The sequence below is a fragment of the Actinoplanes sp. NPDC048796 genome (assembly GCF_040650035.1).
Taxonomy (GTDB): Bacteria; Actinomycetota; Actinomycetes; order Mycobacteriales; family Micromonosporaceae; genus Actinoplanes.
Genome location: NZ_JBEZGO010000013.1, coordinates 217,662 through 240,024 on the forward strand (window position 1 = coordinate 217,662; position 22,363 = coordinate 240,024).

Sequence of the window (22,363 nt, forward strand, 5' to 3'; positions counted from 1 at the left end):
CCTATGCCACGAAGTTCTTGAGCTCGACGACGAGCTTCTGGATTTTTCCGGAGATCACGGGGGTGCCGAGATCTTTGAAGCGCTGGCGGAACCACGGGTTCACGCTCTGGGTGCCGGAGCTGTTCACCGAGCCGACCGGGATGAAGCGCACCCCGGAGCGGTGCACCGCCTCGATGCCGTCGAACAGCGGCTGGGAGCGGTCGAACTCGTAGAAGTCGGAGATCCACACCAGCACCGTGTTGCGCGGATCGGCGATCTTGGGACGGGCCATGGCCATCGCGACCGGGCCGTCGTTGCCGCCGCCGAGCTTGGTGCGCAGCAGCACCTCGAACGGGTCGTGCACCCACGGGGTCAGGTCGAGCGCCCGCGTGTCGTACGCGATCAGGTGCACGTCGACCTTGGGCAGGCCCGCGAAGATCGAGGCCAGGATCGTGCAGTTGACCATCGAGTCGACCATCGATCCGGACTGGTCGACCACCACGATCATGCGGGCCGGGGTGACCCGCTTGGCCGTCTGGCGGTAGAAGAGCCGGTCGACGTACAGCCGCTCGTCCTCGGGGTTGTAGTTGGGCAGGTTCTTCCAGATCGTGCGGTCGAGGTCGAGGTTGCGGAACACGCGTTTCGGCGGCACCGAGCGGTCGATCGTGCCCGCGCTGGCCTGCGCGACCTGGGTACGCAGGACCGCCGCCACCTCGTCGACGAACTGCCGGATCAGCCGCTTGGCGTTGGCCAGGGCGACGCCGTCCAGGTTGTTCTTGTCGCGCAGCAGCTGATCGATCAGGGACATGCTGGGCGTGAGCTTCGCGGCCAGGCGCGGGTCGGCCAGCACCTCGCGCAGCCGCATCCGCTTGATCAGGTCACCCTCGATGCCGGCCAGTACCTTGCCCTCGGCCCGGCCGCGCGACTGCCCCGGCTCGTGCCCGAGCGCCCGCTCGAACCAGCCGGCGTCGGCCTGCCAGCGCGCGAGCCGGCCGGCGCTGACGTCGCCCGTGCCGGTGTCGAAGACGTTGAGCAGCAGCTTGGACGCGAGCGCGGCCCGGCGCACCTCGCCCGTCCGATCGCCGTCCGGATCACTCATCAGGCCGTCGATCTCGGCGGCCAGGTGGGGGTGGCGCTGCACCAGGTTGTCGATCGAGGTGCCCGGGTCGAGCAGCGCCGGCGGCAGACCGGCGTCGTCGACGATGGCGACGCTGGCCGACTCGAGCGCGGCCTGCTCCTCGGGGTCGAACAGGCGGGCCAGCAACCGCCAGTAGAGGACCTCGCGCCGGTTGTCCGCCGTCATTTGCGCAGCAGCCTTCCCGCTCGTTCCCGCAGCACCTCGACGGCGCCGCCGGCGGCCGCCTCGGCCTTGGCCGCCTTGGCGTCGGTGGGACCGAGCGCCCAGTCGCCGCTGTGCGCCACGACCGGTTTCTTGCGCACCGTCGCCTGCACGGCGAGCGGCTGCACCACCCAGCGCACGCCGTCGAAGCGCAGCAGCCCCAGCACGGCGGAGGCCCCGGCGACCAGTTCCGGGGTGAGCGGCCCGGCCGCCGGCAGCCGGTCGGTGTCGGCCTCGAACTCGCCGCCCGCCAGCAGCACCGGCTCGGCGATCGCGGCCGGATGCCGGTCGAGCGGGGCCGTGGCCGACGCGACGGCGCCCGCCAGCAGGACCCGGGCCGTGGTGAACGGGTCGGCCGGCTCCCCCGGCGCCGCGCGGCTCTCGTCCCAGATCAGGTCGCCGCTCGCGGTGAGCGTCATCTGCGACACCTCGACGGAACGGTGCTCCGCGAGCGCGCCCAGCAGGATCGGGAAGGCGCCGAGCATCCGCCAGGCGGACGGGCCGCTGATCGTGTCGACCTTGGCCGCGGCCACGCTCGTGCGGACCAGGCGGACGCCGGCTCCGGTTTCCAGCAGGCCGTGCACCTGGCAGCGGAACACCGTCGGATGCTCGTGCAGGTCGGCACCGAGGATCAGCAGCCGCCCACCGGCCGGGGCCGACGGCTCGGCCGGCAGGCCGTCCTGCGAGAGCACCAGCGCCCGGGTCCAGAGGTCGGCCCAGCGGCGGACCGGCACCCGCGGCAGCGTGGCCACCGGGGCGGCCGCCCGCAGCTCGGCCCCGAACCCGTCGAGCAGCACCGCCAGGCGGCGGCCGGACGGCTCGGCCAGCAGCGCCCGCACCGTCGGGGCGCCGCCCGCGGCCAGCTCGTGGTCGACGCCACGCCAGCCCGCGATGGCCAGCTCGCGCAGCCAGGACCGGCTGCCCGCGACCGGATGGCCGGCCCCGGCCGGGCCGCCCGGGGCCGCCCAGGGCTCGCGGGCGCGGCCGCTCGCCGCGTCGAACCCGGCGACCAGCGCGTCGTGGGCGGCGCCGAGCAGCGCCACCCGGCAACCGGCGAGCGCGGCCAGATGGTCGTCGGTCACCGTGCCGGCCACGATCTTGCCGATCGCGTCGGCGGCCCGGCCGGCCAGCGGTGACCCGTCGAAGGCGCCCGCCACGGCCTCGAGGGCGGCGGCCCGCTCGTCGTCGAGCCGGGCCAGCCCGTGCACGAGGGCGTCGTCGAGGCCGTCGACCAGGGAAAGGACCTCGTCGAGCCCGGCCGGGCGGGCCCGCAGCGCGTCGGACAGCATCAGCGCACCGCCGCACTGGCCGCCGGGAACCACTGGAGGTCGGGCAGCGGCTCGGTGGTCGGCGGCACCTCGAGGTAGGCCAGGTGGCGCAGGAAGCCGCTGAACACCTCGGCCGCCCGCTGCGGCGCGGCCACCGGGCGCAGGGCGGGCCACAGGTCGGTCTCGCCGGACGGCGGCTCGACCTTGAGGTAGCGGGCCACGCGCTCCACCCCGTACTGCGCGACGGCGGCCTCGAGCAGCGCCTTCAGATGGTTGCAGGGGCGGGCGCCACCGCCGAGGCCCCCGCACGGACGGTTGTTGTTGGTGTTGCAGCTCAGCCCGTGCTCGGCCGCGGTGATCGACGAGACGTAGACCCTCTCGACGTCCGACCCGCTCGAGACCACACCCTGCAGCCGTCCCTCGGACAGCTCCACGAACGGCACCTTGGCCAGTTTGCGCGCCCGCACGGGCGCCATGACCGGGGCTGTGCTGCGCCGCTCGAACGCGGCGCCCTCGCTTGTCACAACCGATCCTCCTCACGAACAGGTGCGGTAGTTCTATCGGATGGGTCCGACAAAACTTCGCCACCAGGCTCAACTCGGCCGGCGAGCTGCCGATCTTCGCGGAACGGTCCCTCCCCCCGGGGCCGGTCTCGGAGGTACATGCCGTGAGCCTCGCTCGTTACGGCGCCCGCTCGGCCGGGTTCGCCCTGCTCTACCTTTTGGCCCTGTACGCCGGGCACGCGCTCGACGGCGCGCTCTGGCCGGCCGCCGCCGTGGGCGCGGTCTGGCTGGTCGCCCAGGGCGCGCACGGCCCGCGCCGCTTCGACGCCCTGGTGATGCTGGTGCTGGCCGCGCTCGTCCCCAGCACCGGCACCCTGCTCGACGGCGTGACCCAGGCGATCCCGCAGGTGGTACCGGCGGTGCTGTTCGCCTGGCTGCTGGACCGCTGGCTGCCGCTGTACTGGCACGGCGTCCAGGGCGATCTGAGCCGTCTCGCCGGCGCGTCCGCCGTCGCGGCGGTCGCCGGGGCGGTCCTGCAGGGCGTCATGGTCCCCGCCGACTTCACCTTCGGCACCGCCGGCTGGGCCGTGATCCGCGACTTCCTGGCCGTCGCCGTCACGGTCGTCGTGGCGAAAGGGCTGCTCAAGAAGGAGCCGCGCCAAAAGCCCGGCGAGAATTACCGCGAGACGTTGCGCCACCGCCTCGACGAGGTCTTCCACGAGGACGAGAAACCGGCGCCGCGCAAGCGTTCACATCTTCGGATCGTGAAGTGAGCTGACCACCGAAAGCGTCTCGTCGAGCCATCGGCGAGGCACGAAATGGCCGAACGTGTCGTTCGCGAAATAGGACACCCCGTCGATCGATCCGGCCTCCGCCACCAGCACCTCACGCTGATAGCGGTAGGTCCGCCGATCGTCGAGGTGCGTCCGGTACCAGTACCAGGGATCGACGAAGTCGAGCCCGAAGATGACCCGCGGCCCGCGGAGCGCCGCCTTGCTGCGCACGTTCGGCACGATCTGCGTCCGCTCGACGATGACCGCGAAGGTCGACACCAGAACGGCGTCGAGATTGGCGTACGCCTCGTCGGTCATCCCCCACGCCGCGCGCTCGGTCTCCACGGGCCAGTAGGTGTCCATCCAATAGATGAGCCCCACGCCGATCTCGGCCCGCAGCCGAGTGAAGAACCGTGTGATGCCTTCGATCCGCTCCGGCGTGACGGGCGGCGCGTGCCGCACGGAAAGCCCGCGCCGGGCCGCCGCCGAGCGGATCGCCGCGTAGATCCCCGCCAGCAGGTGGTAGTTCATCTCCTGTTCGGAGAGGACGAACATCGGACCGGCCGAGTACGGGTTGTCCGACCGCTCGTCGCCCTCGCGCACCCGCGACGCTGTCGTCGCCCGCGGCGTTCCCGCCGCCGGTCGAGCATCCGGCCAAGGTCAGCAACCGGGCCGACGTGGCCACGGTGAAGCGTTTCATTCATTCCTCCGAATAGGGGGCCTCAGCCCTTCAGGCCGCCGGCGAAACCCTTGATGATGTCGGCCGCGTCTCCGAGGTCATGCTCGACCAGGCGGCCGCCCTGGCCGCCCGCCTCCGCGCGGAAGGCATCCGCTGACGTCCCCCGGCCCCTAGAGTCGAGCCATGACCACCCCCGATCCCGCCGCCGCCCCCGATCCCGCCGGCGCCCCCGATCCCGCCGGCGGCCCCGCCTCCGCCGCCGATCCCGCCGTCGCCGCTCGCGAAGCCGAGCGCGCCCGCCTGCGCGAGGCTCACCTCAAGCCGGCCGGCGCCCGGCCCGCCTCGACCGCCCGCGGCCTGCACCACACCGCCCTGATCAGCAGCGACGTCGAGCGCACCATCCGCTTCTACCAGGACGTGCTGGGCTTCCCCCTGACCGAGCTGATCGAGAACCGGGACTACCCCGGCTCGTCACACTTCTTCTTCGACATCGGCAACGGCAACCTCCTCGCCTTCTTCGACTTCCCCGGCCTCGACGTCGGCCCGTACGCCGAGGTCCTGGGCGGCCTGCACCACATCGCGATCAGCGTCGAGCCGGCCCGATGGCACGCCCTGGTCGGCCGCCTGACCGGGGCCGGCGTCGAGCACGAGGTGCACAGCGGCGTCTCGGTCTACTTCCGCGACCCCGACGGCGCCCGCATCGAGCTGATCGCCGACCCGCTGGGCGAGATGTACGGCCAGCATGTGCTCTGACCGGCTCACGGCGGCCGGGGCTGATCGCGCCCGACGGGCCGCCGCATGGTGACGCGGGGCCAGCGGTCGAGGCCGGCCGCGGCCTCGTGCTCCCGCACGGCCCGCAGGCCCGGCGTGAGCTCACCCTCGTCGACCACGGCGAACCCCCGCCGGCGGTAGTAGGGCGCGTTCCAGGGCACGTCGGCGAACGTCGTGAGCGTCAGCGCTTTCGCGCCGCACTCCACCGCATACTGCTCGGCCCGCTCCAACAGCGCCGAGCCGGCTCCCTCGCCCTGCCGGCTCGGATGGACCGACACCTGCTCCACGTGAACGTCGCCGTCGACGAGCCGCGCGAGGAGATAGCCGACCGGACCGCCATCGGCCGCGACCCACGCCCGCCCGGCCCGCTCGTAGTCCGTGAGGACCTCGATCGAGGGTGGATCGTCGTCGGCTATCGCGGCCATGCCGATCGCGCGGAAGCCCTCACCCGCGGCGCGCTCGATCTCTTGCAGGAAAGGAAGGTCGGCCGGAAGCGCTGCCCTGATTCGCATCGGGCCATTGTGGCGGCTCCGCGAAGATCATCGGAGTTGTCCACAGTTTCTCCGTTATCCACAGGCTGGGAAAATTTTCCGGCACGGCGCCGGCGATCCGGCAAGGATGGACGCGTGACCGATTCCCGCGCGATCCCGCCGCTCAGCCGCCCTCTCCACGCCGTCGTCCGCCCGCCGGGCTCCAAGAGCATCACCAACCGGGCCCTGCTCTGCGCCGCCCTCGCGCCCGGCACCTCCACCCTGACGGGCGTGCTGTTCGCCGACGACACCCGCGCGATGATGACGGCGGTGGGCGCGCTCGGCGCGTCGGTCGCGGTCGACCCCATTTCCCGTACGGCGTCGGTCACCGGCGGTGGATCGCCCGCCGAGGGAGCCGTCGTCGACGCCCGCCAGTCGGGCACGACGTCGCGCTTCATCCTTCCGGCGGCGGCCCTGTTCGGCCGCCGGACGGTCGTCGACGGCACACCGCAGCTGCGCGCCCGCCCGTTCGGCCCGGTGCTCGACGCGCTGCGCCAGGTCGGCGCGAAGGTCGAGGAGCTGGGCGAGCCCGGCTACCTGCCGGCGGCGGTCAGCGGCCCCATGCACGGCGGCCCGGTCCACGTCAGCGGCCACATCTCCAGCCAGTTCCTCTCCGGCCTGCTCATGGCCGGCCCGCTGATGCGCGACGGGCTCCAGGTGGCGCTCACCTCGGAGCTGGTCTCCGTTCCGTACGTGGAGATGACCAAGGCCGTGATGGCCGCCTTCGGCGCGACGGTGGAGGACCTGACCGTCCGCCCCGGTGGGTACACGGCCCGTGCCTACGACATCGAGCCCGACGCCAGCGCCGCCTCCTACTTCCTGGGCGCGGCCGCCATCGCGGGCGGCCGGGTCACCGTGAGCGGCCTCGGCACGGCGAGCCTGCAAGGTGACGTCCGCTTCGCCGACGTCCTCGAGCGCATGGGCGCGACCGTCACGCGTACGCCGGATTCCTTGACCGTGAGCTCCTCCGGCGCCCTGCACGGCATCGACGTCGACATGGCCGACATCTCCGACACCGCCCAGACCCTGGCCGCCGTCGCCGTCTTCGCCGACTCACCCACCCGCGTCCGCGGCATCGGCTTCATCCGGGGCAAGGAGACCGACCGCGTCGCCGCCGTCGTGACCGAGCTCCGCCGCGCCGGCGTCGACGCCGTCGAGGACGAGGACGGCTTCACCATCAACCCCGGCGAGCCGCGCCCGGCCACGTTCGAGACGTACGAGGACCACCGCATGGCGATGAGCCTGTCCCTGCTGGGCCTGCGCGCCCCCGGCATCGAGGTCCGCGACCCCGGCTGCGTGGCCAAGACCTATCCCGACTTCTTCGCCGACCTCGAAGCTCTCCGGGACTAGCCAGGCACGAAGCATGGCTGGCGGTGACGCAGCTGACGATGCGTTCGCGCGGCGGCTGTTCTATTCTCCGCCTCATGATTGAACGTGTTCAAGTATGGCTTCGGTGGGCGCGGGCGCACCCCGTGGCGGTCGGTTACGTCGGTGTCGCGTTCGCGTTGAGCGTCGCGCAGAACTTCGATATCAAGGCCCGGCTGGTGCTCTGGTTCGCCTGCGCTCCGCTGAGCGTGGTCTCCGGGCCGTACGAGCTGCTTGCCGTCTCGATCACGGGAGATCTGCTCGGCGACACCGTCGCGCGCATCGCGGACGTCCTCTGGTGGGTGATGCTCGCCGGCCTGCAAGCGCTCGCCGTCTGGGGAATCCGGGCGCTCCTGTTGCAGGCCCGGGCGAAATGCCGCTCTACAGTTCAGCCGTGATCTCAAGGTTGGCGGGGACGGCGGTGCGATACAGCCGGAAGCTCCTGGTGACGGCCACGCTCGGCGCCGTTCACCTGCGCCGCTCGCGACCCTGGAGCCATGGTTTGATGATCGCCATGAACGACTACGGGTGGTTCGAGATCACGGGTCCAGGCCTCTCGGTGGGATCCTGCCTGACCTTCGTCAGGGGCCGCACCAGCGACGAGGTCGCACACGCTCTCGGCGGCTCGGTCATCGGGCGGATCGTCGGGCTTGACGATCTGGACGAGCACAACTTCTCCGTGGCCGTCACCGAGCTGACGGGCGGCGCGCTGATCGTCGAGCAGTACAGCCAGCTCGGTACCGACGAGGAGATCCTCGAGACGCTGTCGCAGGGTACCGACGTCGCCACCGTGTACCACTCCGAGCACAACGACGAGCTGTTCATCTGGGCGAAGGACGGGGACGTCCGGGTTTCCTTCGATTTCCGGAACGCGTCGTGGCGCGAAGGCAGCGAACCGGACGCCCTTCTGGACGTTCTCCGGGCGATGGGATTCAACCTCGGTCCCGACGATCCGGACGATCCGGATTACGTGTTCGACGAGCAGGCCTCCGGGCGGGCCTTCGATCTCGCGGAGCACGTCACCGGTGTCCGCCTGACCGAGGCGGTGCTCACGTCCAGCTTCTCGCTCGTACGGGTTCCCGCGTTGGCGTGATGCAGTCGTCGAAGAGGGCGCCCACGGCCCCGCCCATCCCCCGGGCCGCTGTCGTCGCGCTCGCCCGTCAGGGCAACGCTGTCACGCGGTGCTTCAAGGCTTGACCCACCCAGCCGTCCACCTGCCTCGTCCAGTCAACGGCGTGGGCTACGGTGAATGCCGGCGTCTTCGAGGGTCCACCCGAGGGTGCTGAAGGCGCCGATCGTGTTGTGGAGCAGGAAGCGGCGCCACGACATGGCGGTGATGCCGGCCAGGACACCGTTGAACTGGGGCAGGCCGTCCAGGAAGCGGGCGACCACCACCACGTAGCTGCCGCGCCGGGCGAAGAACGCCTCGATCTTGGCGAACCGGGGCGGGGTGAGGAACACGTAACGGCCCCACCGATGGACGGCTCGACGGCCGCCGCGGGCGCCGAGCCAGTAGCCGAGGTTGTCGCCGAGGACCGCCGCCGTGAAGGACAGGGCCGCGACCAGCCACACGTCGAGCCGGCCCCAGTGCGAGTAGATCGCGGCCGCCGCCATCAGGGTCTGTCCGGGGGTGGGCAGGCCGAAGCTCTCCACGAAGATGATGACGAACAGGGCGATGTAGCCCCAGTTGTCGAGGAGCGGCGCGAGGTCGCGCAGCAGCGGCGGCAGGCCTTCGTGCGAGTGCATGACGGCCATGCTGAGGGGCCGAACCTAAGGATTGGCTGAATTCAGCGGCTCTTCAGGTCGCCGGCCGTAGCGTCCGCCGCGTGTTCAGCCACCCGATATCCGGCGCCGCGTACGGTCTCGATCCGCTCCCGGCCGATCTTCTTGCGCAGGTAGCCGATGTAGACCTCCACGATGTTGGGATCGCCGTCGAAGTGGGCGTCCCACACGTTCTCCAGGATCGCGGTCTTGGTCATCGCCTGCCCGGGGTGGCGCATCAGGAACTCGAGCATGGCGAATTCGCGTGGGGTGACCGAGACGGGCTGATCGCCGAGGCGGATCTGGCGTTCGGCCGGGTCGAGGGTGAGGTCGCCGGAGCGCAGCACGGCCGGGCGTTCGGGCGCGCCCCGGCGGATCAGCGCGCGCAGCCGGGCGATCAGCACGACGAACGCGAACGGCTTGACCAGGTAGTCGTCGGCGCCGAGGTCGAGGGCGTCGGCCTGGTCGTAGTCGCCGTCCTTGGCGGTGAGCATGAGGATGGGCGTCCAGACGCCGCGACCGCGCAGTTGCCGGCACACCTCGTAGCCGTTGAGCCCGGGCAGCATGATGTCGAGCATGATCGCGTCGTAGGCGCCGTGCGGGCTCTCGGTGGCCGCCCACAGGCCGTCCACCCCGTCGTGCACGAGGTCGACCGTGAAGCCCTGCGCGGCGAGCCCGTCGCGGATCGTGTCCGCCATCGTGACCTCGTCCTCGACCACGAGCACCCGCATCTCGCCTCCCTCAACCCGCACGATCAGCTTAAAAGCTAGCGTGTCCGCTATGCCCCTTTTCCTGAGGCTGCGGCGGCGGCTCGGCGTGCGGATGCGCTCCGCGCTGGCGGCCGGCGTCGTCGTGGCGGTGGCCTCGGTCATCGCCGGCGGCATCCTGCTGGTCACCGCGCGCGGCCTGCTGCTGGAGGACGTCCGCGCCGCCGCCGACGACCGGGCCGATCAGGTGGCGGCGGCGGTGGCCTCGGGCGACAGGTTCGCGCTGCGGTTCGCGCTGCGGGAGGACTCCTGGGGCAGCCGGGTCCAGGTGGTGGACCCGACCGGCACGGTGATCGCCCGGTCCGGGGTCTCGCGCGTGCCGATCTCCACGCTGCGCCCGGCCGCGGGACACGACGCGTACGAGAAGACCGCGAATTTCTGGATCCAGGCGACCGGGGTCTCGACGCCGTCGGGTGAACGGATCGTCGTGGTCGCGGTGTCGCTGGAGCTGGTGCGCTACGGCACGCGGGCCATCCTGACGGCGCTGCTGGTGGGCCTGCCGATCCTGGCGGTGCTGGTCGGTGTGGCGGTGTTCTTCTTCGTGGGCCGTACGCTGCGGCCGGTGGAGGCGATGCGCGGGCGGGCGGCGTCGATCACCGCGACGAACCTGCACGAGCGCCTGCCGGTGCCGGTCGCCGAGGACGAGATCGCCGCGCTGGCCCGCACCATGAACACGATGCTCGACCGGATCGAGGCGTCGGCGACGGCCCAGCGGCGGTTCGTGGCCGACGCCAGCCACGAGCTGCGCAGCCCGCTGACCACGATCCACGCCAACGCCGACCTGCTGGCCGGGGTGGCCGGGCTGGGCGAGACGCCGGCCCGCTCGGTGCGGCGCATCCACCAGGAGAGCGCGCGGATGTCGCGCCTGGTCGACGACTTGCTGCTGCTCGCCCGGTCCGACGATCAGGAGCTTGCGGTACGCCGGGAGGACGTCGACCTCGACGATCTGGTCTACGCCGAGCGGGACCGGATCGCCGTCGAGCATCCCGGCCTGGACATCCAGGGCACCGTCGACCCCGCGCGCGTCTGCGGCGACCGGGATCAGCTCGCCCGGGTGCTGCGCAATCTGACCGACAATTCCCTTCGGTACGCCCGGAGCACCGTCACCGTCAGTTCGGCGGCGGGCCGGGACTTCGCGGAGATCGTGGTCGGCAACGACGGTCCCCCGATCGCGCCGGAGAACCGCGAGCGGGTCTTCGACCGGTTCGTCCGGCTCGACGACAGCCGGTCGCGGGGCAGCGGCGGCACCGGCCTCGGCCTGGCCATCGCCCGCGAGATCACCCTCGCCCACGGCGGCACGCTGGAGGTGCTGGACCTGCGGGAGGGCGCCGCCATGCGCGTGCGCATCCCCACATTCAACGAATCTTAAGGTCGGCCTCCCTACCGTCTCGGCCATGACTGTCTCGACCACGACGCGGCCGCTCATGAACCAGCCGCTGACCCTGTTCGTGCCGCCTCGCCGGCGGACTTCGGCCCGGAGCCACGTCTGACCATGCGACGCTCAGCTTCATGATCGCGACCCTCGTGGTGATCGCGGCGGTCACCGGCGCGTGGTCGCTCGTGGCCGGCCGGCTCGAACGGTGGCACGTCCGCGTACCCCTGGTGATGGTCGTGGCCGGCATCGTGACGGCGATCTTCACCGACGCCTTCACCGGCACCGTGAACTCGACGGTCGCCCAGCACGTGGCCGAGGTGATCCTGGCCGTCCTGCTCTTCGTCGACGCCACCGAGGTGCGCGGCGGCCGGCTCTTCGGCGACGAGCCGGGCCTGGCCGCCCGCGCCCTGCTGATCGCCATGCCGCTGAGCCTCGGGCTCGCCGTGCTGATCGGCTGGCTGCTGCTGCCGCCCAGCCTGTCCTGGGCCGCCCTGCTGGTGATCGCCTGCATCGTCGTGCCGATCGACCTGGCCCCGGCCGAGTCGCTGGTCCGCGACCGCCTGGTCCCGGCCCGCGTCCGCGAACTGCTCAACGTCGAGAGCGGCTACAACGACGGCATCATGTCGCCCGTCTTCCTGTTCGCGCTGATCCTGGCGGGTACGTCGTCGACGGCGGACACGCCGCTGGAGGCCCTGGGCGCGGCCGTACCCAGCGCGATCAAGGCGATCCTGGCCGGGGCCGGGCTCGGCCTGCTGATCGCCGCGCTGATGAACCTGGCCGACCGGCACGGCTGGACCACCGGCCAGTCCCGGCGCATCACCGTGGTGGCCGCCCCGCTGCTGGCCTACACCGCGACCGCGGCGATCGGCGGCAACGGCTTCGTGGCCGCCTTCGTCTGCGGCCTCGCGTTCCGCTACCTGCGCCACGTACGGCCGAACCATCCGGTCAAGCACCGCGCGCAGACGCCGGACCTGCAACTGCTCGAGGACACCGCCGCCATGGCCACCATCGCCATGTGGTTCTACCTCGGCAACGCCGTCGTTCTGACCGTCCGCTACGGCGTCGGCTGGCAGCTGGCGGTCTACAGCCTGGCGGTGCTCACCGTCGTCCGCGCCGGCCCGATCCTGCTGTCGCTGCTCGGCTCCTCGATGACCTGGCGTGAAAGACTCGTCGTGGCCGCCATCGGCCCGCGCGGCACCACGTCGATCGTCTTCGGCCTGCTCGCCTTCAACGACCTCCCGGACGGCGAACTCGCCGAGACCGCGCTGGCCACCATGACGATCACCGTCCTCGCCAGCGTCCTGCTGCACGGCCCGGGCGCGGTGGTGGCCGGCCGCCTGCCCGGCCGGCGCCGTCCCGCGCTCTAGGGTCTGTCCTGCCGAGGGCTAACTCCGCAGGTATTTCGCGCGCTCCTCCGGCGTGAAGTCGCGGGTGGTGCGCTGGGCGGCCAGCGCCAGCACCTCGCCGATCGGCCCGCACACCTCGCACGGCGTGATCCGCAGGTGGTCGTCGTGCACAGTGATCAGCTCGCGTCCATCCGCGCTGAAGGCGAGATCCCGGGCGTCGGCCGGCGGGGCGAAGGTGAGGGCTTCGCCGCTGCCGTCGGTGTTCCACACGCGCAGCACGTCGTCGGTGCCGATGCCGGCGATCAGCCGGCCGTCCGGGCTGAAGCCGATCGCCGTGGTCTGCCCGGCCGTGCCGGTGAGGACGACCGGGCCGGCGTCACCGGCGACCGTCCACACCCGGATCGCCCCGTCGTCGCCCGACACCGCCAGGAGCCGGCCGTCCGGGCTGAACCGCGCGTGGTCGGGGTTTCCGCCCGGGATGCTCAGCGACCGCACCACCCGGTCGGCCGCCGGGTCCCACAGCACCACGACCGGGCCCTGCTGGATCAGCGCCAGCCGAGTGGCGTCGGGACTGATCGCGATCGGCCCGTTGCCCTCGACGCTTGCGACGGGTTTCAGGTTCCCGGCGTGCCACACGCGGACCTCGTAGTCGCCGCAGTCGAGCGCCAGGACCCGCCCGTCGCCGCTCAGGGCGGCCGTGTACCCGATCGGTCCCGGGGGCTGGGGTCCACAGTCGACCGGCTCGGGTGGGCCGCCGTCCCCGGCCGGCCACCAGCTGAGCCGCTCGCCGGCGCGGGCGGCGACGGCGCGCCCGTGCGCGCCGACGGCCAGGATCCGGGTGTCCGGCCGGGCACCGGGCAGCGTGGTCGTGGTGCGCGGCGGGTGGAACCCCAGGACGGAGACGGTGCCGGGATTCACCGACGCCACGGCGCTGCCGTCGCCGCTGAGCAGGGCCGGGCCGCGGGACGCCGGAAGGGGTACCGCCTCGGGGTCACCGGCGCCCGTGACGTCCCAGACGCGGGCGGTCGCGTCGTCGCTGCCGGAGACGAGGCTGCGGCCGTCCGGAGTGAACTGCACGTCGCGGACGGCCCCGTGGTGGCCGCGCAGGATCAGGCCCCGGCTGCCGTCGGCCACGTCCCAGATCCGGACGGTCCGCTCGTACGCGCCGGCGGCGACGCGGCGCCCGTCCGGGCTGAAGGCGACGCTGATGTACGTGAACTCGGGGTCCAGCAACGTCTGGGGCATTCCCCGCCCGTCGGCCGACCGGACCGTCACCTTCCCGCTGCCCCCGACGGCGATCCGGCGGCCGTCGGGGCTGAACGCCACCGCCGCCGGGAAGCGGTCCCCGGGCTGGCGGATCACGACCGGTGGCGACGTCGTGGCGACATCCCAGATCCGTACCGTGCCGTCGTCCGAGGCGACGGCGAGCCGCCCGCCCGGGCCGAAGGCGAGGCCGCCCGGAACGCCCGTGAAGGGCAACGACCGCAGCACACCGTCGCGGGTGGTGTCCCAGACGTACGCGTGGGAATCGTCGCCGAGCATGGCGGCCCAGCGCCCGTCCGGGCTGTACGCCACGGCCATCGCCGACGCGGCGATCGCCGGGTGGAGCGGCCGGGCCGCCTCCCCGGGCTTCCAGAGCACGACCTGATGGCTGCGGGTCGACGGATCGCTCGTCGCGATCGCCATCCGCCCGTCGGGCCCGAAGTCGGCGTACGTGCCGCGGACCGGCGCGGTCACCGCCGGGGACCGGCCCCGCGGGTCCCACACCTTGAGGTCGCCGGACAGGTCGGCGCTGACGGCCTGGGATCCGCTCACGCCGACCGAGTAGATCTCCGTTCCGTGCGCGTCCACCGTGTACGTGGTGCGGGTGTCGGCCGTGGCCTGCCGCAGCACCGACTCGGTCTCGTCGTCCGGGTGGAGCCGGTAGGCCCGTGAGGCGAGCAGCAGGGCCAGCTCGGGGTCGGTCATCCGCTCGGCCCGGGCGCCGGCCGCCAGCTCCCGGGCCACCGCCCGGTCACGTTCGGCCGAGGCGCGCCGCGCGGACAGGACCGCGCCGGCGGCAAGAACGCTGACGACGGCCAGGACCGCGACGAGCCCGGCGAACAACCGGCGGGTACGGCGCTGGCCGAGCCGCGCCTCACGGTCGCGTAACGCCCGGCTCGCCTCCAGGAACTCCCGTTCCGGGCCGGTCAGGCCGACGGTCTCCGCGTCCAGCGCCTCCACCGCGTTCGACAGCCGCAGGCCCCGGTAGAGCGCGCCGTCGTCGCGGCCCAGCGCCTCCCAGGTGGCGGCGGCCTCGGTCAGCCGCCGGTGCTGGCGCAGCCCGGCCCGGCTCTGCTCGACCCAGCCCCGCAGCCGCGGCCAGGCCCGGATCAGAGCCTCGTGGGCGATCTCCACGGTGTCCCGGCCGGTGCTCACCAGCCGGGCCCCGGCGAACGCCTCGACCACGGCCGGCGCCCGCTCGATCCCGTCCAGTTCGGCCCGGTCGAGCCGGCGGCGGATGATCACCCCGTCCGGCCCGACGTCGACCATCCGCAGCAGCACCCGCCGCGCGGCGGCCCGCTCCGGTTCGGACAACCGGTCGTACGCGGCCTCCGCGGTGTGCGCCACGGCCCCGGCCACCCCGCCGGCCGCCTCGTATCCGGCCAGCGTGACCATCGCGCCCTGCCGGCGGCGCCACGCCTCGCGCAGCGCGTGCGCGGCCAGCGGCAGGGCGCCCGGCGAGCCGGTCACCTGGGCCACGATCGTGGCCACCAGCGCGCCCTCGACCCGGGCGCCGCGCCGCTCGGCCGGTTTCGTCACCGCCTCGCGCAGCTGGGCCGGGCTCATCCCGCCGATCAGCACCTGGGCGTCGGTCAGCGCGGCCAGCAGCTCCGGATGCTCGGCGAACCGGGCGTAGTGGTCGGCCCGCACGGCCAGCACCACCCGGGCCCGGCCGTCCGGTTCCCGGCACATCGCCAGCAGGGCCGCGACGAAGCCGGTCCGCTCGACGGGATCGGCGCCGCCGGCGAACACCTCCTCGAACTGGTCCACCACCACCAGCAGATCACCGGCCGCCGGCAACCCCTGCCGGACCAGCAGAGCGGCCCGCCCCGGGTCCGCGCGCAGGTCGTCCAGCACCCCGCCGGCCGCCACCCCGGCCCGCCGGGCCAGGTGCACCGCGAGTTCCGCCAGCGGGTGGGTCCCCGGGGTCAGCACCACGGCCGGTCCACCCCAGGCGGGCACCAGGCCGGCCCGTACCACCGACGACTTGCCGGCGCCCGACGCGCCGAACACGGCCAGGAACCGCCGCGGCCCGAGGCGGGACACCAGGTCGTCGACGAGCGCGTCGCGGCCGAAGAACAGGTCGGCGTCCTCGGGCCGGAAGGTCGCCAGCCCCGGGTAGGGCGACCGCCCGTCCCCGTCGGCGGCGGCCGGCTCGTCGGCCGGCGCCACGGTCAGCCGTTCCGCCTGCCGCCAGCGCCGCTCCCAGTCCCCGGGGTCACCGTCACACGCGGCGACGTACGCCAGTGTCACCTCCAGCGTCGGCAGCCGCCGCCCCGACGCGGCCGCCGACAGGGTGGCCACCGAGTAGTTGACCCGCGCCGCCATCTGCCGGTACCCCGGCTTGCCGGCCTTGTCCCGCAGCAGCCGCAGCTCGGCCGCCAGCTCCTCGACCGGGCCGCCTCGCCCGTCCAGCGGTCGTTCCGGCCTCGGCATCCTCCGGCCCCTCTCCCCCGCGAACCCCACGGTCCATCGTCGATTGTCGCCGCGTTGTCCAGCGTTGTTTGTCTGACGGCCGCCACCAGGGGCCAGACAACGCGCGCCCGGCTAGACAGGTAGGCAGTGACGCGGGGATCCCTGGACAACGGGGGGAGGGATCCCCGCGCTCATCCGGCGGTGACGTAGGCCGGCGCGAAGCCGGCCGCCGGGATCCCGAACAGCACCGGGACCATGACCAGCTGCGGGGTCCGCGTGGAGCGGGGCACCACCAGATCGAGCGCGGCGCAGCCGAGGGAGACCGGCCAGAACCAGGGCCGCGACACCGCCACGAGCAGCGCGGCGGGCCGGTGCGACAGCGTCGTCATGCTCCGCATCGTCGGCCCCGGCCCCTGTGCCGTCGCTGAGAACGCCGTGCGGGAAATGCCTGGCGGGCATGATGGAGGGGCTGACATCATCCGCCGGTGCGCGGGTTCGCGCGCGGGAGAGGATGATCCATGGCACCACCTGCCGCGAGCCGACGGGCGTGGGCGGCCGTCGTCGCGCTGTCGCTGGCCGCGCTCGCGTTCGTCACCACCGAACTGCTGCCGATCGGCCTGCTCACCCTGATCGCCGACGACCTGGACCGGTCGCGGTCCCAGGTGGGGTTGCTGGTCACCTGGTACGCCGCGGTGGTGGTGCTGTTCTCGGTGCCGCTGACCCGGCTCACCCGCCGGATCCCGCGCCGGAGGCTGCTCGGCGTCACCCTGGGGGTGTTCGCCGGGGCCAACCTGATCGCCGCGTTCGCCCCGTCGTTCCCGGTGCTGGCCGGATCGCGGCTGCTGATCGGCCTGTGCCAGGCGCTGTTCTGGTCGATCGCGGCGGCCGCCGTCAACGATCCGTTCCCGCCCGCCGCCCGGGGGCGGGTGGTGGCGCTGTTCTCGGTCGGAACGGCCCTGGCCCCGGTGATCGGCGTCCCGGCCGGCACCTGGCTGGGCCAGCAGGCCGGCTGGCGGGCCGCGTTCGCGGCGGTGGCCGTGGTCGGCGTCCTGGTCGCGATCGCGGTGGTCGTGCTCGTCCCGTCCTATCCACCGCAGGCCGGCGGCGCGGCCCGGGGCAGCGCGCCGGACCGGGCCGCCTTCCGGTGGCTGGTGGCCGCCACCACGCTCGGCGTCTGCGGTTATCTGACGTTCACCACGTACGTCGGGCCGTTCCTGCTCGACGTCACCGGCCTGAGCGAGGGCACGCTGGCGCCGGTCCTGTTCGCCTCGGGCGCGGCCGGGGTGCTCGGCACGATCATCGTCGGGCAATTCCTGGACCGCCGGCCGGTCGCGGCCCGGCTGACCCCGCTGGCGGTGGTGGCGTTCGCGTTGCTGGCGCTCTATCCGCTGGGCGCGCTGCCGGTGGCCGCGGTGACGCTGATCGCGCTGACCGGCGGCGGCTACTCGGCCTTCCCGGCGGCCGCACAGCACCGGATGCTGCAGGTGGCGCCGGCCAGCACCGACATGGCGTCGGCCTGGCTGAGCACGGCGTTCAACGTGGGAATCGCCGGCGGGTCACTGCTCGGCGGGGCGGTGCTGCCCGCGGCCGGCGCGCGGCCACTGGCCCTGATCGGCGGACTGCTGGTGCTGGCCGCGCTGACCGTCCTGACCGTCACCGCCCGCTCCGGCCGGGACCGCCCCGAGCGTCATACCGAGGCGAACACCGCTCGCATGACGCCATGAGCTGGCCGGTGCCGGCGGCGCGAGCGGCTTGCTGACCTACCGCCTGGCGCGCCGCCTCATTCGGGGCGCTTGACCACGACTGTCTTGCCGATGGCGGAGCCCGCCTCGACGATGGCGTGGGCCTCGCGCAGGCCGGCGGCGTCGATGCCCTCGACGCGCGTGGTCAGGGTGGTGTGCAGGACGCCCTTGTCGACCAGTTCGGCCACCTGGCGCAGGATGTCGTGCTGGGCGTGGCTCGTGGGGTCGTAGAGGGAGCGCGTGAACATCAGCTCCCAGTGCCAGGCGATGCTCTTCGACTTCAGCGGGAGCAGGTCCAGGCCCTCAGGCTCGTCGATCGCGACCACGGCGCCGAACGGGTGGACGATGTCGGCGAACGTCTCGACCATGCCGGCGGAGTGCGGGGTGAAGACGTAGTCGACGCCGTCGGGCAGGGCCGCGCGCAGGTCACCATGGTGGTCGACCACCCGGTGGGCGCCGCGGTCGAGCACGTACTGCCGGGATTCGGGCCGGGACGCCGTGCCGATGACCTCGAGGTTCGTCAGTTGCCGGGCGAGCTGGACGAGGATCGAGCCGACGCCGCCGGCCGCGCCCATCACCAGGATCGAGCCGGTGCTGTCCGCCGTCAGGCGCAGCCGGTCGAACAGGGCCTCCCACGCGGTCAGCGCGGTCAGCGGCAGGGCGGCCGCCTCGCCGAAGTCGAGCGAGGCCGGCTTGGGGCCCACGATCCGCTCGTCGACGACGTGGAACTGCGCGTCCGTGCCCTGGCGGGCGATCGAACCGGCGTACCACACCTGGTCTCCGGGCGTGAACAGCGTGACCGCCGCACCCACCGCGACGACGACGCCGGCCGCGTCGTACCCGAGCACGCCGGGGCCGCCGCCGCGGCGCACCTTGACGTCGACCGGGTTGACCGAGACGGCCTCGATCCGGACGAGCAGATCGTGCTCGCCGGGCTCGGGAACGGGCAGGGTGATGTCCTCCAGGACGTTGTCGCGGTAGCCGACCGCGCGCATCGTTTCGCTCATGACGAGGACGGTATTCCGAAGGCCCTAGTTACCGGCAAGGGATCTTAGTTCCCTTTGGGTACTACGATGGGGCCGTGACGACCGATTCCTGCTCCCGCCAGCATGACGTCTACGACGCCTCGTGCCCGTGCCGCCAACTGCTGGATCTGCTGGCCAACAAGTGGAGCGCCCTCGCGCTGGGCGCCCTCGAGGACGGCCCGCGGCGCTTCGGCGCGCTGCGCGACCGGCTCGACGGCGTCAGCCCGAAAGTGCTCACCGCCACACTGCGCCGCCTCGAAGAACAGGGGCTCGTCGACCGTACGGTCTACCCGTCCGTCCCCCTGCACGTCGAGTACGAGCTCACCGCGCTCGGCCAGGACGCGTGCGCGCCGCTGGCCGCCCTGCGGCAGTGGGCGGTGGCCAACATCGACCGCTTCCCGGCCCTCACCGGAGCAGCGTGACCCGGCCGCTGTCGAGGTCGTAGCGGGCGCCCACGACCCGCAGCTCACCGGTGGCCACATGCCCGGCGATGAGATCGCTGCGCGCCGTCAGCGCCGCCACCTGCGCCAGCACGTTGGCCCGGACACCGCGCTCGACGACGTCGCCGGGTCCCCCGGCGAGCGGTTCGACGATCGGGCGCAGCGCCTCGACGATCGCGCCGATGTGGCCCGGCGCCGTGCCGCCGCTCTCGATCGCGTCGACGGTGGCGCTGATCGCGCCGCAGCGTTCGTGGCCGAGCACCACGATGAGCGGGCAGCCGAACTCCTCGACCGCGAACTCGATGCTGCCCAGCAGCAGGTCGTCGACGATGTTGCCGGCGACCCGGTTGTCGAAGACGTCGCCGAGGCCCTGGTCGAACAGAACCTCGGGCGGCACCCGGGAGTCGGCGCAGCCGATCGTGACCACGAACGGGTGCTGCCCGGCCGCGACCTCGTGCAGCCGGTCGAGGCTCTGATGCAGATGATAGGCGCGCCCCGCGACGAACCGCCGGTTGCCGGCCAGCAGCCGCTCGAGCGGATCGTTGGGGTGAGCGGCGGCGGACGTGGGCACGGCGGCCGCCCCGACCAGGCCGGCGACGGCTCCCGAGATGAGCAGGGAGCGACGAGAAAGATCCATGAGCCTCGACATTAGCCAGCGGAGGCGATCGATGCTCGGACCCGTCAGGTGTCCGACACCCGGGCGGTCATCTCGCGCCGGTCGGTGCGACCGTGCGGTTGGACGCGGCCACCTGGCACTCCTCGTTGACGATGGTGATGAAGCGGCGTTCGCGCCGGTTGGCCTTCGTCGACCAGCCGTCGCTGACCTCGGTCCACCACTTCTGCGCCTCGGACTTGCGGAACAGGTCGGCGAGGTTGAACCGCAGTGCCTTCTCGTCCATCTGTCCCATGTGCCACAGCGTGTTCCAGTGCGCGACCCAGATGCTCATGCCGATGGCCGTCATCCGATCGTCGCCGGCCGCCCGGCCGGTCGCGTTGTAGTCCAGTTCGGGGTGATCCAGCATCAGTTTGATCAGTTCGAAGTGCCGTTCGCGGATGTCGGTCATCTGCGTGGCGCGGATCTGCTGTTGCTGGGCCGCGAGGAAGATCGCGACGGCGAGCAGTGCGGCGATCGACGCGATTGTCGGTAGATCGATCATCTCGACTCTCTGTTCGTTCGGGCGCCGTGCGGCCCCGTCGTCCGGGTCTCCGGCTGACGCGAACGGCAAGTCACGGCTGGGGGACCTCGACGGAAACTCTCACGCGATCGAGGTCGCCACAAGCCGTTGTCGCACACCCTGTCCGTCACCCCCGGCCTGACTAGCCTTCGGCAGTCAAGTGCTTGATTGTGTACGGAGCGTGCGCGAACCGGACACTGTCGGCTGAACGACACCCAGCTCATGCTCTCGCCGCTCAAGCTCCACAGTAGACAGACCGGACACCTGTCTTCCGGCGCGATCGCACCGGAGGTCTGTTCCGGTAACCGTAAGCCGGGGATAATGGCGAAGTACGCTATAAGGACTTATAGGACTTCCGAGGCGTAGCCTTCGAGGCTAGTTAACCTCACGCAAGGTGACCCTGTAAACACATTGGGTGAATGGCTTATGGGAACGGGCGCGGCCGGGCAGAATCCGGGCATGACCGACACGAAGATCCTGTTGTCCGAATCGGAGATGCCGCGGAACTGGTACAACCTCGTGCCCGATCTGCCCAGCCCGCCGCCACCGGTGCTGCATCCCGGAACGCTGCAACCGGTCGGTCCCGGCGACCTGGCCCCACTGTTCCCGATGGCCCTCATCGAACAGGAGGTGACCACCGAACGGTACGTGCCGATCCCCGACGAGGTGCTCGACGTCTACCGGCTGTGGCGGCCCTCCCCGCTGTTCCGCGCCCACCGCCTCGAAAAGGCCCTCGGCACCCCGGCGAAGATCTATTACAAGTACGAGGGTGTGTCGCCGGCCGGCTCGCACAAGCCGAACACCGCGGTGCCGCAGGCCTTCTACAACGCCGCCGGGGGCATCCGCCGGCTGACCACCGAGACCGGCGCCGGGCAGTGGGGAACGGCCCTGGCCTTCGCCAGCGCGCAATTCGGGATCGAATGCGAGATCTGGCAGGTGCGGGCGTCGTACGACCAGAAGCCGTACCGCAAAATGATGATCGAGACCTTCGGCGGCACCATCCACCCCTCACCGTCGGTCCTGACGTCGGCCGGCCGCGCCGTGCTGGAGGCCCATCCGGATTCCCCGGGCTCGCTGGGCATCGCGATCAGCGAGGCGGTCGAGGTGGCCGCCCAGAACGCCGACACCAACTACGCGCTCGGCAGCGTCCTCAACCACGTGCTCCTGCACCAGACGGTCATCGGTGAGGAGGCCCTGCTGCAACTGGCCAAGGCCGGCGCGACGCCGGACGTGATCGTCGGCTGCACCGGCGGCGGCTCCAACTTCGCCGGCCTGGCCTTCCCGTTCCTGCGCGAAAAGCTGGCCGGCCGCATGAACCCGGTGATCCGCGCCGTCGAGCCGGCCGCCTGCCCGTCCCTGACGAAGGGCGTCTACGCCTACGACTTCGGCGACACGGCCGGCATGACCCCGCTGATGAAGATGCACACCCTGGGCCACGACTTCATCCCCGACCCGATCCACGCGGGCGGCCTGCGCTACCACGGCATGTCCCCACTGATCTCCCACGTCTACGAGCTGGGCCTGATCGAGGCGGTGGCCAAGGACCAGCGCGAGTGCTTCGAGGCCGGCGTGACCTTCGCCCGCACCGAGGGCATCATCCCCGCCCCCGAGCCGACCCACGCCCTGGCCGCCTGCGTCGAGGAGGCCCTGCGCTGCAAGGAGACCGGCGAGGAGAAGGTGATCCTCACGGCCCTGTGCGGCCACGGCCACCTGGACCTGCCGGCCTACGGCCGCTTCCTGTCCGGCGACATGGTCGACCACGAACTCTCCAGCGACGCCGTCAAACAGGCCATGGCCACGCTCCCCACCATCCCGGCCTGACGCCGCCCAGCCTCTGGCGGGTCGCC

Annotated in this window: 22 protein-coding genes; 10 read left to right on the forward strand and 12 right to left on the reverse strand. The window is 72.3% G+C overall.

What is annotated here, in order from left to right:
* Position 1: 1 nt before the first annotated feature.
* From AB0C26_RS37605 to AB0C26_RS37615, 3 genes are read right to left on the reverse strand one after another with little or no spacing between them, the layout of a single operon-like run.
* Entirely contained in the window at positions 2-1,282 is a 1,281-nt protein-coding gene (locus AB0C26_RS37605; protein WP_360257590.1) for a VWA domain-containing protein, read from the reverse strand.
* Complete coding sequence (locus AB0C26_RS37610; protein WP_360257592.1) at positions 1,279-2,607, reverse strand: hypothetical protein; 1,329 nt, start codon at positions 2,605-2,607, stop codon at positions 1,279-1,281. Before AB0C26_RS37610 ends, AB0C26_RS37605 begins: the two co-directional genes overlap by 4 nt.
* Positions 2,607-3,062, reverse strand: coding sequence for a hypothetical protein (locus tag AB0C26_RS37615; RefSeq protein WP_360257663.1), 456 nt, complete (start codon positions 3,060-3,062; stop codon positions 2,607-2,609). The genes AB0C26_RS37610 and AB0C26_RS37615 overlap by 1 nt, the downstream gene beginning before the upstream one ends.
* A 191-nt stretch (positions 3,063-3,253) precedes the next feature.
* On the opposite strand from AB0C26_RS37615, the gene AB0C26_RS37620 reads away from it, so the two are divergent.
* On the forward strand, positions 3,254-3,862 hold the full coding sequence (locus AB0C26_RS37620; protein WP_360257595.1) for a hypothetical protein: 609 nt from the start codon (positions 3,254-3,256) through the stop codon (positions 3,860-3,862).
* On the opposite strand, the gene AB0C26_RS37625 is transcribed toward AB0C26_RS37620, so the two are convergent.
* Positions 3,839-4,465 (reverse strand): hypothetical protein, encoded by a 627-nt coding sequence (locus AB0C26_RS37625; protein WP_360257597.1) that lies wholly within the window; start codon positions 4,463-4,465, stop codon positions 3,839-3,841. The two genes, AB0C26_RS37620 and AB0C26_RS37625, sit on opposite strands and share 24 nt — an antisense overlap.
* Before the next feature lie 259 nt (positions 4,466-4,724).
* On the opposite strand from AB0C26_RS37625, the gene AB0C26_RS37630 reads away from it, so the two are divergent.
* Positions 4,725-5,294 carry a VOC family protein gene (locus AB0C26_RS37630; protein ID WP_360257599.1) on the forward strand — a complete coding sequence of 190 codons (570 nt, stop codon included), beginning with the start codon at positions 4,725-4,727 and terminating at the stop codon, positions 5,292-5,294.
* Between the two features lie 5 nt (positions 5,295-5,299).
* Here AB0C26_RS37630 and AB0C26_RS37635 read toward each other — a convergent pair whose 3' ends face one another.
* Positions 5,300-5,824 (reverse strand): GNAT family N-acetyltransferase, encoded by a 525-nt coding sequence (locus AB0C26_RS37635; protein WP_360257601.1) that lies wholly within the window; start codon positions 5,822-5,824, stop codon positions 5,300-5,302.
* A 114-nt stretch (positions 5,825-5,938) separates the two neighbouring features.
* Between AB0C26_RS37635 and aroA the strand changes: the two genes are divergently transcribed.
* From aroA to AB0C26_RS37650, 3 genes are all read left to right on the forward strand, one after another.
* Positions 5,939-7,192, forward strand: a complete 1,254-nt coding sequence (gene aroA / locus AB0C26_RS37640) for a 3-phosphoshikimate 1-carboxyvinyltransferase (protein WP_360257603.1) — start codon at positions 5,939-5,941, stop codon at positions 7,190-7,192.
* Between the two features lie 74 nt (positions 7,193-7,266).
* Positions 7,267-7,605, forward strand: a complete 339-nt coding sequence (locus AB0C26_RS37645) for a hypothetical protein (protein ID WP_360257605.1) — start codon at positions 7,267-7,269, stop codon at positions 7,603-7,605.
* A complete protein-coding gene (locus AB0C26_RS37650) occupies positions 7,602-8,300 on the forward strand; it encodes a DUF6461 domain-containing protein (protein ID WP_360257607.1) in 699 nt (232 codons plus the stop codon). Before AB0C26_RS37645 ends, AB0C26_RS37650 begins: the two co-directional genes overlap by 4 nt.
* Before the next feature lie 134 nt (positions 8,301-8,434).
* Here the strand turns inward: AB0C26_RS37650 and AB0C26_RS37655 are convergent, their stop codons facing one another.
* Both AB0C26_RS37655 and AB0C26_RS37660 read right to left on the reverse strand, forming a co-directional pair.
* Positions 8,435-8,953 carry a DedA family protein gene (locus AB0C26_RS37655; RefSeq protein ID WP_360257609.1) on the reverse strand — a complete coding sequence of 173 codons (519 nt, stop codon included), beginning with the start codon at positions 8,951-8,953 and terminating at the stop codon, positions 8,435-8,437.
* A gap of 41 nt (positions 8,954-8,994) precedes the next feature.
* Positions 8,995-9,699, reverse strand: a complete 705-nt coding sequence (locus AB0C26_RS37660) for a response regulator transcription factor (protein ID WP_360257611.1) — start codon at positions 9,697-9,699, stop codon at positions 8,995-8,997.
* 49 nt (positions 9,700-9,748) lie between these two features.
* Between AB0C26_RS37660 and AB0C26_RS37665 the strand changes: the two genes are divergently transcribed.
* Positions 9,749-11,104: an ATP-binding protein gene (locus tag AB0C26_RS37665; RefSeq protein WP_360257613.1), complete on the forward strand. Its 1,356-nt coding sequence runs from the start codon at positions 9,749-9,751 to the stop codon at positions 11,102-11,104.
* A gap of 140 nt (positions 11,105-11,244) precedes the next feature.
* Positions 11,245-12,477 (forward strand): cation:proton antiporter, encoded by a 1,233-nt coding sequence (locus AB0C26_RS37670; protein WP_360257616.1) that lies wholly within the window; start codon positions 11,245-11,247, stop codon positions 12,475-12,477.
* 18 nt (positions 12,478-12,495) lie between these two features.
* On the opposite strand, the gene AB0C26_RS37675 is transcribed toward AB0C26_RS37670, so the two are convergent.
* Complete coding sequence (locus tag AB0C26_RS37675; protein WP_360257619.1) at positions 12,496-16,155, reverse strand: hypothetical protein; 3,660 nt, start codon at positions 16,153-16,155, stop codon at positions 12,496-12,498.
* Between the two features lie 170 nt (positions 16,156-16,325).
* Positions 16,326-16,523 carry a hypothetical protein gene (locus AB0C26_RS37680; protein ID WP_360257622.1) on the reverse strand — a complete coding sequence of 66 codons (198 nt, stop codon included), beginning with the start codon at positions 16,521-16,523 and terminating at the stop codon, positions 16,326-16,328.
* 129 nt (positions 16,524-16,652) lie between these two features.
* On the opposite strand from AB0C26_RS37680, the gene AB0C26_RS37685 reads away from it, so the two are divergent.
* Positions 16,653-17,858 carry an MFS transporter gene (locus AB0C26_RS37685; protein WP_360257624.1) on the forward strand — a complete coding sequence of 402 codons (1,206 nt, stop codon included), beginning with the start codon at positions 16,653-16,655 and terminating at the stop codon, positions 17,856-17,858.
* Between the two features lie 56 nt (positions 17,859-17,914).
* On the opposite strand, the gene AB0C26_RS37690 is transcribed toward AB0C26_RS37685, so the two are convergent.
* A complete protein-coding gene (locus AB0C26_RS37690) occupies positions 17,915-18,883 on the reverse strand; it encodes a zinc-binding alcohol dehydrogenase family protein (protein ID WP_360257626.1) in 969 nt (322 codons plus the stop codon).
* Positions 18,884-18,957: 74 nt separating this feature from the next.
* Here AB0C26_RS37690 and AB0C26_RS37695 point away from each other — a divergent pair, with 74 nt between their 5' ends.
* Positions 18,958-19,323: a helix-turn-helix domain-containing protein gene (locus AB0C26_RS37695; protein ID WP_360257628.1), complete on the forward strand. Its 366-nt coding sequence runs from the start codon at positions 18,958-18,960 to the stop codon at positions 19,321-19,323.
* Here AB0C26_RS37695 and AB0C26_RS37700 read toward each other — a convergent pair.
* Together AB0C26_RS37700 and AB0C26_RS37705 are read right to left on the reverse strand one after the other, a co-directional pair.
* A complete protein-coding gene (locus AB0C26_RS37700; protein WP_360257631.1) occupies positions 19,307-19,978 on the reverse strand; it encodes a carbonic anhydrase in 672 nt (223 codons plus the stop codon). The two genes, AB0C26_RS37695 and AB0C26_RS37700, sit on opposite strands and share 17 nt — an antisense overlap.
* A 67-nt stretch (positions 19,979-20,045) precedes the next feature.
* Positions 20,046-20,498, reverse strand: coding sequence for a DUF6082 family protein (locus AB0C26_RS37705; protein ID WP_360257634.1), 453 nt, complete (start codon positions 20,496-20,498; stop codon positions 20,046-20,048).
* Between the two features lie 477 nt (positions 20,499-20,975).
* Here AB0C26_RS37705 and AB0C26_RS37710 point away from each other — a divergent pair, with 477 nt between their 5' ends.
* Positions 20,976-22,337, forward strand: coding sequence for a TrpB-like pyridoxal phosphate-dependent enzyme (locus tag AB0C26_RS37710; RefSeq protein ID WP_360257637.1), 1,362 nt, complete (start codon positions 20,976-20,978; stop codon positions 22,335-22,337).
* Positions 22,338-22,363 lie beyond the last annotated feature (26 nt).

What these genes read in the sequence shown, in the direction of transcription:
- AB0C26_RS37635 (WP_360257601.1), bottom strand. Translation starts at nt 5,824, where the DNA reads ATGCGAATCAGGGCAGCGCTTCCGGCCGACCTTCCTTTCCTGCAAGAG.
- AB0C26_RS37605 (WP_360257590.1), bottom strand. Translation starts at nt 1,282, where the DNA reads ATGACGGCGGACAACCGGCGCGAGGTCCTCTACTGGCGGTTGCTGGCC.
- AB0C26_RS37710 (WP_360257637.1), top strand. Translation starts at nt 20,976, where the DNA reads ATGACCGACACGAAGATCCTGTTGTCCGAATCGGAGATGCCGCGGAAC.
- AB0C26_RS37660 (WP_360257611.1), bottom strand. Translation starts at nt 9,699, where the DNA reads ATGCGGGTGCTCGTGGTCGAGGACGAGGTCACGATGGCGGACACGATC.
- AB0C26_RS37680 (WP_360257622.1), bottom strand. Translation starts at nt 16,523, where the DNA reads ATGACGACGCTGTCGCACCGGCCCGCCGCGCTGCTCGTGGCGGTGTCG.
- AB0C26_RS37665 (WP_360257613.1), top strand. Translation starts at nt 9,749, where the DNA reads ATGCCCCTTTTCCTGAGGCTGCGGCGGCGGCTCGGCGTGCGGATGCGC.
- AB0C26_RS37630 (WP_360257599.1), top strand. Translation starts at nt 4,725, where the DNA reads ATGACCACCCCCGATCCCGCCGCCGCCCCCGATCCCGCCGGCGCCCCC.
- AB0C26_RS37675 (WP_360257619.1), bottom strand. Translation starts at nt 16,155, where the DNA reads ATGCCGAGGCCGGAACGACCGCTGGACGGGCGAGGCGGCCCGGTCGAG.
- AB0C26_RS37615 (WP_360257663.1), bottom strand. Translation starts at nt 3,062, where the DNA reads ATGGCGCCCGTGCGGGCGCGCAAACTGGCCAAGGTGCCGTTCGTGGAG.
- AB0C26_RS37685 (WP_360257624.1), top strand. Translation starts at nt 16,653, where the DNA reads ATGGCACCACCTGCCGCGAGCCGACGGGCGTGGGCGGCCGTCGTCGCG.
- AB0C26_RS37645 (WP_360257605.1), top strand. Translation starts at nt 7,267, where the DNA reads ATGATTGAACGTGTTCAAGTATGGCTTCGGTGGGCGCGGGCGCACCCC.
- AB0C26_RS37670 (WP_360257616.1), top strand. Translation starts at nt 11,245, where the DNA reads ATGATCGCGACCCTCGTGGTGATCGCGGCGGTCACCGGCGCGTGGTCG.
- AB0C26_RS37705 (WP_360257634.1), bottom strand. Translation starts at nt 20,498, where the DNA reads ATGATCGATCTACCGACAATCGCGTCGATCGCCGCACTGCTCGCCGTC.
- AB0C26_RS37690 (WP_360257626.1), bottom strand. Translation starts at nt 18,883, where the DNA reads ATGAGCGAAACGATGCGCGCGGTCGGCTACCGCGACAACGTCCTGGAG.
- AB0C26_RS37655 (WP_360257609.1), bottom strand. Translation starts at nt 8,953, where the DNA reads ATGCACTCGCACGAAGGCCTGCCGCCGCTGCTGCGCGACCTCGCGCCG.
- AB0C26_RS37610 (WP_360257592.1), bottom strand. Translation starts at nt 2,607, where the DNA reads ATGCTGTCCGACGCGCTGCGGGCCCGCCCGGCCGGGCTCGACGAGGTC.
- AB0C26_RS37700 (WP_360257631.1), bottom strand. Translation starts at nt 19,978, where the DNA reads ATGGATCTTTCTCGTCGCTCCCTGCTCATCTCGGGAGCCGTCGCCGGC.